At 72.0% G+C, this 15,692-nt stretch carries 16 protein-coding genes; 6 read left to right on the plus strand and 10 right to left on the minus strand.

Going from position 1 to position 15,692, the window contains the following annotated elements; genetic code table 11:
* Positions 1 to 60: 60 nt before the first annotated feature.
* Positions 61 to 357 (minus strand): co-chaperone GroES, encoded by a 297-nt coding sequence (gene groES, locus ACFRFH_RS01560; protein ID WP_055894868.1) that lies wholly within the window; start codon positions 355 to 357, stop codon positions 61 to 63.
* A gap of 152 nt (positions 358 to 509) precedes the next feature.
* Here groES and ACFRFH_RS01565 point away from each other — a divergent pair, with 152 nt between their 5' ends.
* Entirely contained in the window at positions 510 to 1,697 is a 1,188-nt protein-coding gene (locus ACFRFH_RS01565; protein WP_382461271.1) for an SAM-dependent methyltransferase, read from the plus strand.
* 6 nt (positions 1,698 to 1,703) lie between these two features.
* Here the strand turns inward: ACFRFH_RS01565 and ACFRFH_RS01570 are convergent, their stop codons facing one another.
* From ACFRFH_RS01570 to tsaB, 4 genes are all read right to left on the minus strand, one after another.
* On the minus strand, positions 1,704 to 2,372 hold the full coding sequence (locus tag ACFRFH_RS01570; protein WP_382461272.1) for a DUF4190 domain-containing protein: 669 nt from the start codon (positions 2,370 to 2,372) through the stop codon (positions 1,704 to 1,706).
* 103 nt (positions 2,373 to 2,475) lie between these two features.
* Positions 2,476 to 3,570 carry a tRNA (adenosine(37)-N6)-threonylcarbamoyltransferase complex transferase subunit TsaD gene (tsaD, locus tag ACFRFH_RS01575; RefSeq protein WP_382461273.1) on the minus strand — a complete coding sequence of 365 codons (1,095 nt, stop codon included), beginning with the start codon at positions 3,568 to 3,570 and terminating at the stop codon, positions 2,476 to 2,478.
* A complete protein-coding gene (gene rimI, locus ACFRFH_RS01580) occupies positions 3,567 to 4,001 on the minus strand; it encodes a ribosomal protein S18-alanine N-acetyltransferase (protein ID WP_382462716.1) in 435 nt (144 codons plus the stop codon). Before rimI ends, tsaD begins: the two co-directional genes overlap by 4 nt.
* A gap of 68 nt (positions 4,002 to 4,069) precedes the next feature.
* Positions 4,070 to 4,690: a tRNA (adenosine(37)-N6)-threonylcarbamoyltransferase complex dimerization subunit type 1 TsaB gene (tsaB, locus tag ACFRFH_RS01585; RefSeq protein WP_382461274.1), complete on the minus strand. Its 621-nt coding sequence runs from the start codon at positions 4,688 to 4,690 to the stop codon at positions 4,070 to 4,072.
* Between the two features lie 68 nt (positions 4,691 to 4,758).
* Between tsaB and ACFRFH_RS01590 the strand changes: the two genes are divergently transcribed.
* The 3 genes from ACFRFH_RS01590 to ACFRFH_RS01600 all read left to right on the plus strand — a co-directional run bounded on the left by ACFRFH_RS01590 (position 4,759) and on the right by ACFRFH_RS01600 (position 8,904).
* On the plus strand, positions 4,759 to 6,009 hold the full coding sequence (locus tag ACFRFH_RS01590) for an ROK family protein (RefSeq protein ID WP_382461275.1): 1,251 nt from the start codon (positions 4,759 to 4,761) through the stop codon (positions 6,007 to 6,009).
* An 80-nt stretch (positions 6,010 to 6,089) separates the two neighbouring features.
* The gene (locus ACFRFH_RS01595) at positions 6,090 to 7,397 is read left to right on the plus strand and encodes an MFS transporter (RefSeq protein ID WP_382462717.1); all 1,308 of its coding nucleotides are present in this window, start codon (positions 6,090 to 6,092) and stop codon (positions 7,395 to 7,397) included.
* A 13-nt stretch (positions 7,398 to 7,410) separates the two neighbouring features.
* Positions 7,411 to 8,904, plus strand: coding sequence for a carboxylesterase/lipase family protein (locus tag ACFRFH_RS01600; RefSeq protein WP_382461276.1), 1,494 nt, complete (start codon positions 7,411 to 7,413; stop codon positions 8,902 to 8,904).
* Positions 8,905 to 8,995: 91 nt separating this feature from the next.
* On the opposite strand, the gene tsaE is transcribed toward ACFRFH_RS01600, so the two are convergent.
* From tsaE to glmS, 4 genes are read right to left on the minus strand one after another with little or no spacing between them, the layout of a single operon-like run.
* A complete protein-coding gene (tsaE, locus tag ACFRFH_RS01605) occupies positions 8,996 to 9,445 on the minus strand; it encodes a tRNA (adenosine(37)-N6)-threonylcarbamoyltransferase complex ATPase subunit type 1 TsaE (protein ID WP_382462718.1) in 450 nt (149 codons plus the stop codon).
* 44 nt (positions 9,446 to 9,489) lie between these two features.
* Complete coding sequence (gene alr / locus ACFRFH_RS01610; RefSeq protein WP_382461277.1) at positions 9,490 to 10,611, minus strand: alanine racemase; 1,122 nt, start codon at positions 10,609 to 10,611, stop codon at positions 9,490 to 9,492.
* Positions 10,608 to 10,964 (minus strand): holo-ACP synthase, encoded by a 357-nt coding sequence (locus ACFRFH_RS01615; protein ID WP_382461278.1) that lies wholly within the window; start codon positions 10,962 to 10,964, stop codon positions 10,608 to 10,610. The genes alr and ACFRFH_RS01615 overlap by 4 nt, the downstream gene beginning before the upstream one ends.
* Positions 10,965 to 10,970: 6 nt before the next feature.
* Positions 10,971 to 12,821, minus strand: coding sequence for a glutamine--fructose-6-phosphate transaminase (isomerizing) (gene glmS, locus ACFRFH_RS01620; RefSeq protein WP_382461279.1), 1,851 nt, complete (start codon positions 12,819 to 12,821; stop codon positions 10,971 to 10,973).
* A 41-nt stretch (positions 12,822 to 12,862) separates the two neighbouring features.
* On the opposite strand from glmS, the gene coaA reads away from it, so the two are divergent.
* Together coaA and ACFRFH_RS01630 are read left to right on the plus strand one after the other, a co-directional pair.
* A complete protein-coding gene (gene coaA / locus ACFRFH_RS01625) occupies positions 12,863 to 13,831 on the plus strand; it encodes a type I pantothenate kinase (protein ID WP_382461280.1) in 969 nt (322 codons plus the stop codon).
* A gap of 113 nt (positions 13,832 to 13,944) precedes the next feature.
* On the plus strand, positions 13,945 to 14,268 hold the full coding sequence (locus ACFRFH_RS01630) for a helix-turn-helix domain-containing protein (RefSeq protein ID WP_382461281.1): 324 nt from the start codon (positions 13,945 to 13,947) through the stop codon (positions 14,266 to 14,268).
* Between the two features lie 37 nt (positions 14,269 to 14,305).
* On the opposite strand, the gene glmM is transcribed toward ACFRFH_RS01630, so the two are convergent.
* Positions 14,306 to 15,667, minus strand: coding sequence for a phosphoglucosamine mutase (glmM, locus tag ACFRFH_RS01635; protein ID WP_382461282.1), 1,362 nt, complete (start codon positions 15,665 to 15,667; stop codon positions 14,306 to 14,308).
* Positions 15,668 to 15,692 lie beyond the last annotated feature (25 nt).

The raw sequence follows: 15,692 nt of genomic DNA on the forward strand, positions 1-15,692 counted from the left end.
CGCAGGGACGACGAAGGCCCGAGCGCAGCAGCGCCCGGGCCTCGGCCGAAAGAAGGTGCGTCAGCGGACGACGACCGCGAGGACGTCGCGAGCCGAGAGGACCAGGTAGTCCTCGCCGCCGAACTTGACCTCGGTGCCCCCGTACTTGGAGTAGATCACCTTGTCGCCGACGGCGACGTCGAGCGGAACCCGGTTGCCGTTGTCGTCGATGCGGCCCGGTCCGACGGCCACGACCTCGCCCTCCTGGGGCTTCTCCTTGGCGGTGTCGGGGATGACCAGACCGGAGGCAGTGGTCTGCTCAGCCTCGACCTGCTTGATGACGATGCGATCTTCGAGCGGCTTGATGGAGACCGACACGGTTGACCTCTTTCTTTGGTGAACTCAGTCTTTGCGAACTCAATACGTTGCGCGGCTTGCGTTAGCAAACTCGCACGGAGAGTGCTAACACCGAGTCTAGGGGGTGCGTTAGCAGTCACGCAACGTGAGTGCCAGAAGGTACCGTGGTCCACATGGACCGGTCCGAACTCGTCGAGCTGCTGAGCCCCGAAGGCCTCCGGCTGCTCGACTCGCTGCCCCCGTACCGGTCCGAGAAGGACGTCCTCGCGATGGTCACCGACCTGCGCAAGCAGGGCCACTCCCCCGGGCTGGTGGCGGCGGTGCTGACGCAGGCGAAGCTGCGCAAGAAAGCGGTCGGCAAGTTCGGCGAGTTCGCCTCCCGGATGCTGTTCACCGAGGCGGGGCTGGAGCAGGCGACGCGGCTGTCGGTCGCGGCGCGCCACGCCGGCCGCTTCCGGGCGGCGGGACTGACCCGCGTCGCGGACCTCGGCTGCGGCATCGGCGGCGACGCGCTCGCCCTCGCGGCGCTGGAGCTGGAGGTCACGGCCGTGGAGGCCGACGAGGTGACCGCCGCGATCGCCGCGTTCAACCTCGCCCCCTTCCCCTCGGCGACGGTCGAGCACCGCCGGGCGGAGGACGTGAGCCTCCGCGCGATCGACGGCGTCTTCCTCGATCCCGCCCGGCGCACGCCCGGCCATACCGACACCGACCGGCTGACCGATCCCGACGACTACACGCCGTCGCTCGGCTTCGCGTACGAGCTCGCGACCGGCCGCTCGGTCGGGCTGAAGCTCGGCCCGGGCTTCGACCGCAACCTCATCCCGTCGACCGCGGAGGCCCAGTGGGTGTCCGCCGACGGGCAGGTCGTGGAGCTCGGGCTGTGGTTCGGAGCGCTCGCCCGCACGGGCGTCCGGCGCGCCGCCCTGGTGATGCGCGGCGACGAGGCGAACGAGCTGACGGCGGAGGCCGACAGCGAGGACGCCGAGACCGGCGAGCTCGGCGAGTACCTCTACGAACCGGACGGCGCGGTCATCCGCGCGCGCCTGATCGGGGACCTCGCCCGGCGGCTCGACGGACGGATGCTCGGCGACGGCATCGCCTACATCACGGCCGACGAGCCCGCGCCGACGCCGTTCGCGGCGGGCTTCCGCATCCTGGAGACCCTGCCGTTCGCCGAGAAGGACCTCAAGAAGGCGCTGCGGTCGCGCGGGATCGGCACGCTGGAGATCAAGAAGCGCGGCGTGGACGTCGACCCCGCCGCGCTCCGTACGCGCCTCAAGCTGTCGGGCGACCGTCCCGCGACCCTGATCCTGACCAGGGTCGCAGGACGTCACACAGCGTTGCTCGCCGAGCGCCTCTGAACCCGGTCAGTACCGGTACGTGTTCGAGAAGTTGGCCAGGATGATGCCCCAGACGATCCAGAAGACGATCGCGATGACGATCGCCACGAATCCGAGGATGATCCCGGTGAGCCAGAAGCCCTTGGCCTGCGGCTCCTTGGTGCGCCCGATGAAGCCGAGGACGATCGCGGCGACGGCGAACAGGGCGCCGATCCCGAACGCGAAGTTCAGGACGATGCCGACGATGCCGCCGACGAGCGACAGGATGCTGAGGATCGGCGATTTGGTCGCCGGCGCCGTCGCATAGGGCTGCGCATAGCCGGGCGCGGGCTGGCCGTAGGCCGGCTGACCGTAACCGGGCTGACCGGGCTGACCGGGCTGCTGACCGTAGGGCTGCTGGCCGTAGGGCTGCTGCGGCTGCTGCCCGTACGGCTGCTGGCCGTAGGGCTGCTGCGGCTGCTGGCCGTAGGGCTGCTGCGGCTGCTGGCCATATGGCTGCTGGCCGTACGGCTGCTGCGGCGCACCGTACCCGGGCGCGGCAGGCGCGGCGGGAGGTGCGACCGGTGGCGTCGGCGGGACGCCGTCGGGCGCCGCCGCGGGCGGGATGTCGGAGGACGGCGGAACCGGCTGGGCCGGCGTGCTGCCGTCCGTCCCTTCGGGCTCCGGGGCGCCGGACGGGGTGTTCGGATCGGACATGCTGCCCATCTCCTTCTCTGGTGAGTTCCTGAGAAATGTCTGTACTGAATCCATGGTCTCAGCGGGGGGACAGGCGTGTCAACGCATGCATATTCCGCCCGGCTCAGACCACCGCGACCTGGATGTCCGTGACCGGAAGCGTGGAGTCCGCGCCGAAATCCAGCCGGCTCGGCGCACGGCCGGCCATGATGAGCTGCGCGCCGAGCGCCGCGATCATCGCGCCGTTGTCCGTACACAGCGAGAAGGCCGGGATCCGCAGGGCCACGCCGGCCTCCGCCGCCCGCTGCACCGCGAGCTGGCGCACGCGGGCGTTCGCGACCACGCCGCCGCCGAGCAGCAGGCGCGGCACGTCGTGGTCGAGGCATGCGGCGATCGCCTTGGTGATCAGCACGTCCGCCACGGCCTCCCGGAACGACGCGGCCACATCGGCGACGGGCACCACCTCGCCGGCATCCTGGCGCTGCTCGACCCAGCGCGCGACCGCGGTCTTAAGGCCGGAGAAGGAGAAGTCGTAGCGGTGCCGCTCCAGGTCTTTCGGCTTGGTCAGCCCGCGCGGGAACCGGATGGCGCGCGGGTCGCCGTCGGCGGCGACCCGGTCGATCTGCGGGCCGCCCGGGTACGGGAGGCCGAGCACGCGGGCGACCTTGTCGAAGGCCTCGCCCGCGGCGTCGTCGATCGTCTCGCCCAGCAGCTCCACGTCGGAGACCAGGTCGCGCACGAGCAGCAGCGAGGTGTGGCCGCCGGAGACCAGCAGCGCGACGGTCGGCACCTCGACCGGGTGGCCCGGGCCGCCCGCCGCGTCGAGGACGTCCGCCCCGACGTGCCCGACGAGGTGGTTGACGGCGTACAGCGGCTTGCCGAGCGACAGCGCGAGCGCCTTCGCGGCGCCGACGCCGACCATGAGCGCGCCGGACAGCCCCGGGCCGCTCGTCACGGCGATGGCGTCGACGTCGGCGAGCTCGATCCCGGCGTCCGCGACCGCGGTGCGCAGCGTCGGGGTGAGCGCCTCCAGGTGGGCGCGGGCCGCGACCTCCGGGACGACGCCGCCGTACCTGGCGTGCTCCTCCATCGAGGAGGCGATCGTGTTGGAGAGCAGCGTCGTGCCGCGCACGATGCCGACGCCGGTCTCGTCGCAGGAGGTCTCGATGCCGAGCACGAGCGGCCCGTCGCTGCGCGATCCGTGCTGAGCGTCGTTCATGCGATCGTTGTCTCCGGGGTCGGGACGGTCAGGCGCATGACGATCGCGTCCACCCCGTCCGGCTGGTAGTAGCGCGGGCGCACGCCGATCTCCTCGAAGCCGAGCGTGCGGTAGAGGGTCTGGGCGCCGGGGTTGTCGGCCCGCACCTCCAGGAACACCTCGCGGGCGCCGCGGTTGCGCGCCTCCCCGATGAGCGCGAGCATGAGGGCGCGCCCGAGGCCGTGCCGCCGCGCGTGCGGCGCCACGGCGATGGTCTGGATGTCGCCCTCGCCTGCGCCGCGCGGGGCGAGCAGGCCGGCGTAGCCGTCGATGCGATCCGGGTCGTCCAGACCGACGGCGACCAGGTAGTACCCGTGCGCCCCGGTCACCTCGGAGCGCATCGACTGCTCCGACCAGGCGTCGGTGACGAAGGTCGCGCGCTCCAGCAGCATGATCGCGTCGACGTCCGCCTCGGTGGCGCGGCGGAGCTGCCAGGACGGCGCACTCGGCCTCGGCTCGCTCACGCGCTCACCCGTTTCGGGCCGGCCGAGAGCGTGACATCCGGCGAGCGCAGGTACAACGGCTCGTCGCGGTCGAACGGGAGGCCGGCGGCGAAGCGCAGCTCGGCGATCATCCCGAGCAGTCCGGCGGAGACGGTGGCGGCCTCCTCGCGCGGCAGGTCCGGATGCGGCAGCGCGTCCGGCTTGTCCAGGCCGGGGCCGTCGAGGCGGACGGGGAGGCCGTGCCCGTCGACTCCCGAGTACGCCGTCCAGTAGCGCTCGCGGCGGCGCGCGTCGGTCACGACCAGCAGCGGGCCCGCGTGACCGGCCAGGTAGCGCTCGTACGCCACCGCGTCGTGGCTGACGACGGGGACGAGCGGGCGTCCGGCGCCGAACGCGAAGGCGGTCGCGGCCGCGATGCCGACCCGCAGGCCGGTGAACGGACCGGGCCCCATCCCCGCCACGACGCCGGACAGTGCGTCAGGGCGCGTGCCGGAGGCGTCGAGCGCCGCGGCGATGAGGTCGCCGATCACTTCGGCGTGCCGCATGGTGTCCGGCTCCGTCACTTCGGCGAGGATGCCGCCGTCACGGTCGACCACAGCCACACTCGTGCCCGCGGAGGTGTCGATGGCGAGGAGCATGCCTCCAGCCTAGGCGGGATGCGCGCCCCTGCGGACTCGGCGGCTCCCCCGTATGCGAAGCTGTCGGCATGGCGTCCTCCCCGTCCGGCTCCCTCGTCTCGGCCGACGTGCGCCGCCACAACCTGGCGCTCGTGGCGCACCGGCTCGCGCAGCAGGGCCCGCTGTCGCGCAGCCAGCTCGCGGACGCCACCGGGCTCGCCCGCGGCTCGGTGACCGCGCTGGTCGCCGCGCTGCTGGAGGCCGGGGTCGTGCGCGAGTCGGAGGAGCCGGAGGCCGCGCCGCGCGGGTCCGCCTCCCGTGGCCGCCCGCTCACCCTGCTGCGCCTGGCGGCCGACGACGTCGCCCTCCTCGTCCTCCAGCTCGACGCCGACCAGGCGACCGCCGTGCTGACGGCGGTGGACGGGCGCGCGCTATTCCGGGCCTCCGAGCACCACGGCCGGCCGATGGGCGACCCCGGGCGGGTGCTCGACGTGCTCGCCCGCGTGCTGGCCCGCACCCTCGACGCCGCCGCCGGACTCGGCCGACGCGTAGCGGACCTGACGGTGGTGGTGTTCGCCCCGATCGGCGGCACGCCTCCCGTGGTGGTGGCCGACACCGACTTGGAGTGGGGTGAGGTCGACGTGCTCGGTGAGCTCGGGCGACGGATTCCGGAGCTGCCGCCCGCCACCCTGGCGAGCGACGGCACGGTCGCCGCGCTGGCCGAGCTCGCGGAGCTGGAGGCCGCCGGCACCGGAGTCCGCGACCTGGTCTACGCCAAGAGCAACTCGGGCATCGGCGGCGCGGTGGTCGCGGAAGGAGCGCTCGTCGCCGGCGCGCACGGCTTCGCCGGCGCGTTCGGCCACATCTCGGTCGATCCGCACGGCGCGCGGTGCCTGTGCGGCCAGTGCGGCTGCCTGGTCACCGTCGCCGGCCCGGACGTCGTGCTGGCCGAGGCCGGGCTGACCGCCGTGGTCGCCGAACGCGGGCTGACGGAGGCACTGCGCGAGCTGGTCGCCCGCATCCAGGACGGCGAGGCGCGGGCGGGCGCCGCGTGGGAGGCGGCGTTGCCGTGGATCGCGCACGCCCTCCGCATCGTGACGATGACCGTCGACCCGGAGGTCGTCGTGCTGGGCGGGTACTGGAGCGAGCTGGCGGAGTCCATCGCCGACGCGTTCGCGCAGGACGGGCCGGCGATCGCAGCGACGGCGACGATCGCCGTGGTCCCGGGGCTGCTGGGCGAGGATGCGGCCCTGCTCGGCGCCGCGCGCGTCGCCCGCGACGCCCTCCTGGATGACCCTCTCGCGCTGACCACGATCCCGGCGTCGTCCTCCATGATTTGATTCGACGCTTGAATTAATCGCGTGGATGCGTCATGCTTACGCGGGTAATCACACCCTCGAAAGGACCGACCGTGACGACGATGTCATCGAGCTCCCCCGATCCAGCGCCCCTCTCTGCAACAACGGCCGCGCCGACCGACCCCGACGCGGCGGACACTGCAGGGACCGTCAGCCCGCTCGCCCGCCGCGGCCTGCTCCCCTCGCTCGCGATCACCTCCCTGGTGCTCTTCGCGACCTACTCCGGCCTGATCGCCGTACTGCTGCCCAACCAGGTCACGAACATCGACCCCGCTCACAAGGTGGCCAACCTCGCCATCGTGACCACGACCTCCTTCGTGTTCACGCTGTTCGCACAGCCCATCGTGGGCGCGTTCAGCGACCGCACGCGCTCGCGGATGGGGCGCCGCGCACCGTGGATGGTGATCGGCACCGCCGTCGCCGCCGCGTTCCTGATCGGGCTCGGCTCGCTGCAGTCCATCCTCTGGATCACCGTGTTCTGGGTTGTCATCCAGGTGGCGCTCAATGCGATGCAGGGACCGCTCAGCGCCATCACGCCCGACCGCTTCCCGCGCAGCCGTCGCGGCGTGGCCTCCGCGATGGTCGGGATCGGCACGATGGCCGGCAGCACCATCGGCGTCATCGTGGCGGGCATCCTCGCGGCGAACGTCGGCCTCGCGTACTCGGCCTTCGGGATCGTCGTGCTCCTGGTCACGCTCGGCTTCGTGCTGCTCAACCGCGACTACTCCAGTAAGAGCATCGAGCTGCCGCCGTTCCGCTGGAAGGCGTTCTTCGCCGGCTTCTGGATCAACCCGCGCAAGCACCCGGACTTCGCCTGGGCGTTCGCGGCACGGTTCCTGTTCACCCTCGGCTACTTCGTCGCCTTCAGCTACCAGCTCTTCATCCTGACCGACTACATCGGGATGTCGCTGACGCAGGCGAACGCCCAGATCGGCGTGATCAGCCTCGCGTCGCTCGCCACCACCGTCGTCTCGGTCGCCCTCGCCGGCTGGCTGAGCGACAGGCTCGGGCGCCGCAAGGCCTTCATCTACCTCGCCTCCGTGCTGATGATCGTCGGCCTGGCGATGCCGCTGCTGATGCCCACCCTCACCGGGATGCTGCTGATGTCGGCGATCAACGGCTTCGGCTTCGGCCTCTACATGGCCTGCGACACCGCCCTGATGACCGAGGTGCTGCCCGGCGGCGGCGTCGCTGCCGCGAAGGACCTCGGTATCCTCAACGTCGCGACCAACATCCCGCAGGCGCTCAGCCCCGCCATCGCGGCCGTGCTGATCGGCGCGGTCGGCGGGTACCCGGCCCTGTTCGTGTTCGCGATGGTCTGCGTCGCCCTCGCCGCCCTCGTCCTCATCCCCATCAAGTCCGTCCGCTGAGAAGGAGTACCCCGTGACAGACAGCACCCTCGACCGACCCGAGGTCACCACGACGGGAGGCCGCGTCCGCGGCCGGTGGCGGGACGGCTCGGCCGCCTTCCTCGGCATCCCGTTCGCCGAGCCGCCGGTGGGCGACCTGCGCTTCGCCGCCCCGGTCCCGCACCGCCCGTGGGAGGGCGTGCTCGACGCCGGCGAGCACGGCGCGACCCCGCAGCGCAAGGCGCTCGCGGAGATCACCCTCATCCCCGAGCCGTCCTACCCCGGGGAGTCGACGCTCAACGTGGACGTCTTCACGCCGCGCCCCGGCGACGCCGACGCGAAACTGCCCGTGCTGGTCTACATCCACGGCGGCGGCTACGTCGCCGGGTCGCCGGCCAGCCCCTGGTACGACGGCGCCGCCTTCAACCGCGACGGGGTCGTGACGGTGAGCGTCTCGTACCGGCTCGGCTTCGACGGCTTCGGCTGGATCGAGGACGCGCCGGCGAACCGCGGCGTGCTCGACTGGGTCCTGGCGCTGGAGTGGGTGCGCGACAACATCGCGTCGTTCGGCGGCGACCCGGCGACGGTCACGATCGCGGGCCAGTCGGCCGGCGGCGGCGCGGTGCTCACCCTGCTGACAGTTCCGCGCGCGGCGAGCCTGTTCCAGAGGGTCTACTCGATCTCCGGCACCACGGCGAGCGTGGCACTGGAGGACGCGGAGCGCTACGGTCGCGCTCTCGCCGCCGCGGCGGGGGTGCCGCCCACCCGGGCCGGGCTGTCCGCGCTGACCGAGGAACGCATCCTCGCGCTGCAGGCCGAGGAGGACACGGTCACCTCGCCGGAGGCGCCGAGCGACCCGCTGGCCCCACTGCGCGCACTGGCCTCCGGGTCGGCGTTGCGCTGGGCCCCGGTCGTGGACGGCGACCTCGTGCCGGCGCCCATCGGCGCGGCGATCGCGGACGGGATCGGCGCGGACAAGGCGCTGGTGCTCGGCGCGACCGACAACGAGTTCAACATGGCCGTCGCCGACCTGCGCGACGCGCTGGCCGGGACCGACCCGGCTGGCCTGCTGGCCTCCGTCGGCGTCCCAGAGGAGGCGGCAGCCGCATACGTCGCCGGCCATCCCGGGCTCGACACCGCCGGGACGCTCGGGCAGTTCGTCACGGACGCGATGTTCCGGGCGCCCGCCCGCGCGATCGCAGAATCCCGTGCAGCGGCCGGCGCCCCCGCCTGGATCTACCGGTTCGCGTGGACGTCGCCGACCTTCGGCGCGGCCGTGCACTGCCTCGACGTGCCGTTCTTCTTCGACTGCCTCGACAGCGAGCGGGTGGACTACATCGCGGGCGAGCAGCCGCCGGCCTCCCTCGCCGACGACGTGCACGGCGCGGCGGTGCGCTTCATCGCCACGGGCGACCCGGGGTGGCCGGCCTACGTGCTCCCGGAGCGCGACGTGCAGGTGTACGACGTCCCGACCACGGCCATGGGGGACGGCCTGGCCGACGTCGGCGTGCTTCAGAGCGCGCGCTGACGTCACCGCCCGCGCAACACTTCGTCGAAGGGCACGTAAACGCCCCTAAAACCGCGTTTTAGGGGCGTTTGCGTGCCCCTCGGAGGGTGGGTCAGGCGGCCCAGCGGGGGCCGTAGCCGGTGACGGTGATCGTGCGCGGCTCGTCGGCGTCGAGGTCGGCGCCCGCGCCGTCGGCGGCAGCCCCGGCCCCGCCGGTCGGCCGCACGATGTCGACCTCCAGCCACGACTCGGCGACGCCGTCGAGCATCCCGCCGCCCCACTCCACGACCACCACCGAGCCGGCGAAGTCGATGTCGAGGTCGTCCAGCTCCACCGCGCTGCCGAGCCGGTACGCGTCGACGTGGACCAGCGGCGCACCGTCGACCAGGCTCGGGTGCGAGCGGGCCAGCACGAAGGTCGGGCTCGTGACCGGGCCGCGCACGCCGAGGCCCTCGCCGATCCCGCGGGTCAGCGTCGTCTTGCCGGCCCCGAGCGGGCCGGTCAGCACCACGAGGTCGCCGGCGACCAGCATCCCGGCCAGCTCCAGCCCCAGCGCGTGCATGTCGTCGCCGATGTCGACCGTGCGCTCGATCAGGAGCCGACCGTTCACGCCGCTCCCCCGCGGTAGGTGCGCCGCAGCCGGCCGCCCAGGCGCGTGACGATCTCGTAGTTGATCGTGTCAGCGGCCTCCGCCCAGTCGTCTGCGCCCGGCACGCCCGTCGCCGGATCGCCGAACAGCACGACCTCGTCGCCGACCTCGACCTCGGCATTGCCGACGTCCACGACGAACTGGTCCATCGCGACCCGGCCGGAGATGCGATAGCGCTTCCCGGCGATGGACACCGGTCCTCTGCCCGACGCGTGGCGTGGGATGCCCTCGGCATACCCGAGCGGGACGAGCGCGAGCGTGGTCTCGGCCTCCGTGCGGTAGGTGTAGTCGTAGGAGACGCCCGTGCCGGCGGCCACCCGGCGCACCGCCGCGACCCGGCCGCGCAGCGTCATCGCCGGGCGCAGCCCCAGCTCGGCCGCCGACGCGGCGCCGAACGGGCTGAGCCCGTAGACCGCCAGCCCGAACCGCACCAGGTTGAACCGCGACTCCGGGAGGCTGAGCGCGGCGGCGCTGGCGGCGATGTGCCGGAGCTCCGGACGCAGCCCAGCAGCCTCCGCGCGCTCGACGCCCCAGGTGAACTTGGCGATCGCCGCGCGGTCGTCGTCGGGCGACGCGTTCGACAGGTGGCTGAACAGGCCGCGCACCACGATCGCGCCCGACTCCTCGAGCTCGTGAGCGCGCGCGACGACGGCCTCCCACTCGGACGCCGGGATGCCGTTGCGGCTGAGCCCGGTCTCCAGCTTGAGCTGCACGGACGCCGGGCGCCCGGGGGCGCCGGCGGCGGCAGCGGCCTCGAGCTGCGCACGCGACGAGATGCCCACATCGAGGCCGGCGGCGACGGCGGCCGCGAAGTCCTCGTCCGGGTCGTGCAGCCACGCGAGGACCGGGGCGTCGACGCCCGCCTCGCGCAGCGCGATCCCCTCGGAGATGTCGGCGACACCCAGCCAGTCCGCCCCGCCGGCGAGCGCAGCGCGGGCGCACTCGACCGCGCCGTGCCCGTAGGCGTTCGCCTTGACCACCGCCATCACATGCTCGGTTCCCACGATCTCGCGCAGGCGTGCGACGTTCGCGCTCACCGCGTCCAGGTCGATCACGGCCTCCCGGAACCCGCCGCTCACGCGTCGCGCTCCAGCACGACGAAGGCGGTGGCGATCCCGGCGTCGTGCGACATCGAGACGTGGATGTGCGCGATGCCCCGCTCGGCGACCTGGCGTCCGACGACGTTGTGCAGCACGAAACCCGGGTTCCTCTCTTCGTCCGGCACGATCTCCATGTCGTGCCAGCGCACACCCTCCGAGCCGCCGAGCGCCTTGATCAGCGCCTCTTTGGCGGCGAAGCGCGCGGCGAGGGAGTGCATCGGCAGGCCGCGCTCGGCCTCCGTGAAGAGGCGCTCGCGCAGCTTCGGGGTGCGCTCGAGCGATCGGGCGAAGCGCGCCAGATCGACGACGTCGATCCCGATGCCGGCGATCACGGCGGCCTACTCGACGGTGACGGACTTGGCCAGGTTGCGCGGCTGGTCCACGTCCAGGCCCTTGGCCGCCGACAGCTCCATCGCGAAGATCTGCAGCGGGACCACCGACAGCAGCGGCTCGAACAGCGGCGCGGCCAGCGGGATGCGGATGACCTCGTCGGCGAACGGCAGCACGGCGGCGTCCCCCGCCTCGGCGATCGCGATCACGCGGGCGCCGCGGGCGCGGATCTCCTGGATGTTGGAGACGACCTTCTTGTGCAGCTCGTCCGACCAGCGCGGGCTCGGCACCACGACGAAGACGGGCTGGCCCGGCTCGATCAGCGCGATCGGGCCGTGCTTGAGCTCACCGGCGGCGAACCCCTCCGCGTGGATGTACGCGAGCTCCTTGAGCTTGAGCGCACCCTCCAGCGCGATCGGGTAGCCGACGTGACGGCCGAGGAACAGCACGGAGCGGGTGTCCGACATCCAGTGCGCGAGCTGGGCGATCGTCCCGTGCGCCTCGAGCACGGTGGCGATCTTCTCCGGCACGGCCTGGAGCTCGGCGACCGCGTCGCGCTGCTGGGCGGCGGACAGCGTGCCGCGCACCCGGCCGAGGTGGAGGCCGAAGAGGTAGAGCGCGGTGATCTGCGCGACGAACGCTTTGGTCGAGGCGACCGCGACCTCCGGGCCGGCGTGCGTGTACAGCGCCGCGTCGGACTCGCGCGGGATGGTCGCGCCCTGCGTGTTGCAGACCGAGATCGCCTTGGCGCCGGCCTCGCGGGCGTACTTGACCGCCATCAGCGTGTCCATCGTCTCGCCGGACTGGCTGATCGAGATGACCAGCGTGCCCGCGGTGAGGACCGGCTCGCGGTAGCGGAACTCGTGGCTGAGCTCGACCGTGACGGGGACGCGCGCCCACTTCTCGATGGCATAGCTGCCGACCAGGCCGGCGTAGGCGGCGGTGCCGCAGGCGACGATGGTGATGCGGTCGATGCCCTCGAGGAAGGTGTCGCCGATCGCGTCGAGCTCGGGGATGTGCACGGTCTCGTCGACGATGCGGCCGCGCAGCGTGTTCGCCACGGCGTCCGGCTCCTCGGCGATCTCCTTGGCCATGAACGACGACCAGCCGCCCTTCTCGGCGGCGGAGGCGTCCCAGGCGACCTCGAAGGGCTCCACCTCGACCGGTGCGCCGGCGAAGTCGGTGACGGTGACGGAGTCGGGGGTGATCGTGACGATCTGGTCCTGGCCGATCGCGAGCGCGCGGCGGGTGTGCTCCACGAACGCCGCGACGTCGGAGCCGAGGAAGTTCTCGCCCTCGCCGAGGCCGATCACCAGCGGGGAGTTGCGGCGGGCGCCGACGACGACGTGCGGCTGGTCCTGGTGCAGGGCGAGCAGCGTGAACGCGCCCTCCAGCCGCGACACGACGCGCTGGAACGCCGCGCTCAGGTCGCCGGTGGCGCGGTACTCGCGGCCGAGGAGCACGGCCGCGACCTCGGTGTCGGTCTCCGACTCGAACGAGAAGCCGTCGGCGAGCAGCTCGTCCTTGAGGGTCGCGAAGTTCTCGATGATGCCGTTGTGGATGACGGCGAGCCGGCCGTCGTCGCCCAGATGCGGGTGCGCGTTGCGGTCGGTCGGGCCGCCGTGCGTCGCCCAGCGGGTGTGGCCGATGCCGGTGCCGCCGTTAGGGATCGGGTTGGCGGTGAGATCGTCGGCGAGCACGGCCAGCTTGCCGGCCTTCTTGGCCGTCGCGAGGTGGCCGTCAGGGTCGATGACCGCGACGCCGGCCGAGTCGTAGCCGCGATACTCGAGGCGCTTCAGGCCACCGAGCAGCACCTCCAGGCTCTTGTCGGTACCGACGTACCCCACGATTCCACACATGAACCCGAGTCTATCGTGGGCGCACCTTAGACTTTTCTCCTATGGCTGAGAACGGCGCCGCTCGCGGCGGACCCACGGCGAACGGCGAGTCCAGCACCCCCTTCGTGGAGCTGAGCCGTTCGGACTGGGCCGAGCTCGCCCAGAACACCCGGCTGCCGCTGAATGCGACCGAGATCGTGCAGCTGCGCGGCCTCGGCGACCCGCTGGACCTGCGGGAGGTCGAGGAGGTCTACCTCCCCCTCAGCCGGCTCCTCAACCTGTACGTCGGCGGTACCAAGCAGCTGCACCGCGTCACGAGCGACTTCCTCGGCGAGCGCGCCCAGCCGACGCCGTTCGTGATCGGCGTCGCCGGTTCCGTGGCGGTCGGCAAATCGAGCATCGCCCGCCTGATGCGCGAGCTGCTCTCCCGCTGGGACGACACCCCGCGCGTCGAGCTGGTGACCACCGACGGCTTCCTCCTTCCCAACGCCGAGCTGGAGCGGCGCGGCCTGATGGAGCGCAAGGGCTTCCCGGAGTCGTACGACCGCCGGGCGCTGCTGCGGTTCGTCAGCGCGGTGAAGAGCGGGGCGCCCGAGGTGCGCGCACCCTTCTACTCGCACCTCAGCTACGACATCGTGTCGGACGCGGAGATCGTGGTGCGCCGACCGGACGTGCTGATCGTGGAGGGCCTCAACGTCCTCCAGCCCGCGGGAGGCGGCAACCGGCTCGCCGTGAGCGACCTCTTCGACTTCAGCGTGTACGTGGACGCCAGGACGCGCGACATCGCGCACTGGTACGAGGAGCGCTTCCTCAAGCTGCAGCGCGGCGCGTTCGCCAACCCCAAGTCGTACTTCCACCGCTACGCGCAGCTCACCGAGGAGCAGGCGAGAGCGCGAGCGGCGTCGATCTGGACGGCGATCAACGAGCCCAACCTGATTCAGAACATCCGGCCCACGCGGTCGCGCGCCAAGCTGGTGCTGCGCAAGGACGCCGACCACACGGTCAGCTCGGTGCTGCTCCGCAAGCTCTGACGGCCCGACTCGCGCTGGGCGTCAGCCAGGAGCTAGGTATATATGCACTATGAATAAGTGCGTATAGTTTTCATCCTCTGGGAAAAGACCACGCAGGAAAACAGAGTAGACGCATGTCTTCCCCGCGCTTCGAAGCAGCCCGCATCCTGGGCGGCCGCCTCCGCGCACGTCGCATCGAGTTGGGCCTCTCGCAGTACGAGGTGGCCAACCTCAGCCAGGTCGACGTCGCCAACTACGGCAAAGTCGAGCGCGGTGCGGGCAACCCGACGCTGCTGACGCTGTTGCAGCTCGCCGTCACGCTCGAGACCGAGCCCGGCGCACTGCTCGAGGGCCTGGCCGACGTCGCCCTCCTGCCGGAGCGCACGCGGCCGTTCTCCGTGTCCGACTTCGTGCGCGAGCAGAACGCACGGATGGCCAGGGAAGCCGCGGAGAACTGATCCTCGGCGAACTGATCCGCGGCGAGCCACGCGCGGACTAGACGCCCAGCCGCTCCCGCACGACATCGGCCAGCTCGTTCGCAAGCCGCTCGGCCGTGTGCTGGTCGGCGGCCTCCACCATGACACGCACCAGCGGCTCTGTGCCGGACGGGCGCAGCAGCACCCTGCCGGTTTCGCCCAGCGCCGCCTCGGCGGTCTGGACGGCGAGCTGCAGCGGCTCGTCGGTGTGGACGGCGTGATGGTCCACGCCCTTCACGTTGACCATCACCTGCGGGTACACGGTCATCACCTTGGCCAGCTCGGACAGCGGCTTGCGCTGACGCGCCATCTCGCTGAGGATGTGGAGTCCGGTGAGGATGCCGTCGCCGGTGGTCGCGAACTCGCGCATGATGACGTGCCCCGACTGCTCGCCACCGATGGCGTAGTCGTTCTGGTTCATCTCCTCGAGCACGTAGCGGTCGCCGACAGCGGTCTCCACGATCCGGATGCCGTGCTCGCGCATGGCGATCTTGAGGCCGAGGTTGCTCATCACGGTCGCGACGAGCGTGTCGTCGGTGAGCTTGCCGCGCTCCTTCATGCCGACCGCGAGGATCGCCATGATCTGATCCCCGTCGACGACGTTGCCGTCGGCGTCGATCGCGAGGCAGCGGTCGGCGTCGCCGTCGTGGGCGATGCCGACATCCGCACCGGCCGCGAGGACGGCCTTCGCCAGGTTGTCGAGGTGGGTCGAGCCGACGCCGTCGTTGATGTTCATGCCGTCGGGCGAGTCGCCGATGACGGTCACGCGGGCGCCCGCGTCGGTGAACACCTCGGGCGAGATGCCGGCGGCCGCGCCGTTGGCGCAGTCGAGCACGACGTGGATGCCGTCGAGCCGGTGCGGGAGGCTCGCCAGCAGGTGCACGACGTAGCGGTCCTCCGCGTCCGCGAAGCGGCGGATGCGGCCGACCTCGGCGCCGGTCGGAGTCAGCTTCTCCATCGCGAGGTGCTGCTCGATGCGGTCCTCGACGATGTCGGGGAGCTTGGTGCCGCCGCGCGCGAAGATCTTGATCCCGTTGTCGGGGGCGGGGTTGTGCGAGGCCGAGACCATCACACCGAAGTCGGCGTCGAAGTCGGCGATCAGGAAGGCCGCGGCCGGCGTCGGGATGACACCGGCGTCGTAGACGTCGATGCCCGAGCTGGCCAGGCCGGCCGAGACGGCGGCCGAGAGGAACTCGCCGGAGACCCGGGGGTCTCTGGCGACGATCGCGCGCGGGCGTTTGCCGGCGGCGCGCCGCGCCTCGGCGCTGCGGCCTCGCGTCAGGACAGCAGCAGCTGCCTGAGCGAGGCCGAGCGCCAAGTCGGCGGTGAGAGGACCGTTCGCGAGTCCGCGGACTCCGTCGGTTCCGAAAAGGCGGGGCATGGACCGAAGCCTAAACGCTCGGGAG

The sequence above is a fragment of the Leifsonia sp. NPDC056824 genome (assembly GCF_042789575.1).
Lineage (GTDB): Bacteria > Actinomycetota > Actinomycetes > Actinomycetales > Microbacteriaceae > Leifsonia.

Excerpts from the sequence above, each read along its gene's own strand:
- ACFRFH_RS01565 (WP_382461271.1), top strand. The coding sequence starts at position 510 with ATGGACCGGTCCGAACTCGTCGAGCTGCTGAGCCCCGAAGGCCTCCGG.
- ACFRFH_RS01570 (WP_382461272.1), bottom strand. The coding sequence starts at position 2,372 with ATGTCCGATCCGAACACCCCGTCCGGCGCCCCGGAGCCCGAAGGGACG.
- tsaD (WP_382461273.1), bottom strand. The coding sequence starts at position 3,570 with ATGAACGACGCTCAGCACGGATCGCGCAGCGACGGGCCGCTCGTGCTC.
- rimI (WP_382462716.1), bottom strand. The coding sequence starts at position 4,001 with ATGCTGCTGGAGCGCGCGACCTTCGTCACCGACGCCTGGTCGGAGCAG.
- tsaB (WP_382461274.1), bottom strand. The coding sequence starts at position 4,690 with ATGCTCCTCGCCATCGACACCTCCGCGGGCACGAGTGTGGCTGTGGTC.
- ACFRFH_RS01590 (WP_382461275.1), top strand. The coding sequence starts at position 4,759 with ATGGCGTCCTCCCCGTCCGGCTCCCTCGTCTCGGCCGACGTGCGCCGC.
- ACFRFH_RS01595 (WP_382462717.1), top strand. The coding sequence starts at position 6,090 with ATGTCATCGAGCTCCCCCGATCCAGCGCCCCTCTCTGCAACAACGGCC.
- tsaE (WP_382462718.1), bottom strand. The coding sequence starts at position 9,445 with ATGCACGCGCTGGGGCTGGAGCTGGCCGGGATGCTGGTCGCCGGCGAC.
- glmS (WP_382461279.1), bottom strand. The coding sequence starts at position 12,821 with ATGTGTGGAATCGTGGGGTACGTCGGTACCGACAAGAGCCTGGAGGTG.
- coaA (WP_382461280.1), top strand. The coding sequence starts at position 12,863 with ATGGCTGAGAACGGCGCCGCTCGCGGCGGACCCACGGCGAACGGCGAG.
- ACFRFH_RS01630 (WP_382461281.1), top strand. The coding sequence starts at position 13,945 with ATGTCTTCCCCGCGCTTCGAAGCAGCCCGCATCCTGGGCGGCCGCCTC.
- glmM (WP_382461282.1), bottom strand. The coding sequence starts at position 15,667 with ATGCCCCGCCTTTTCGGAACCGACGGAGTCCGCGGACTCGCGAACGGT.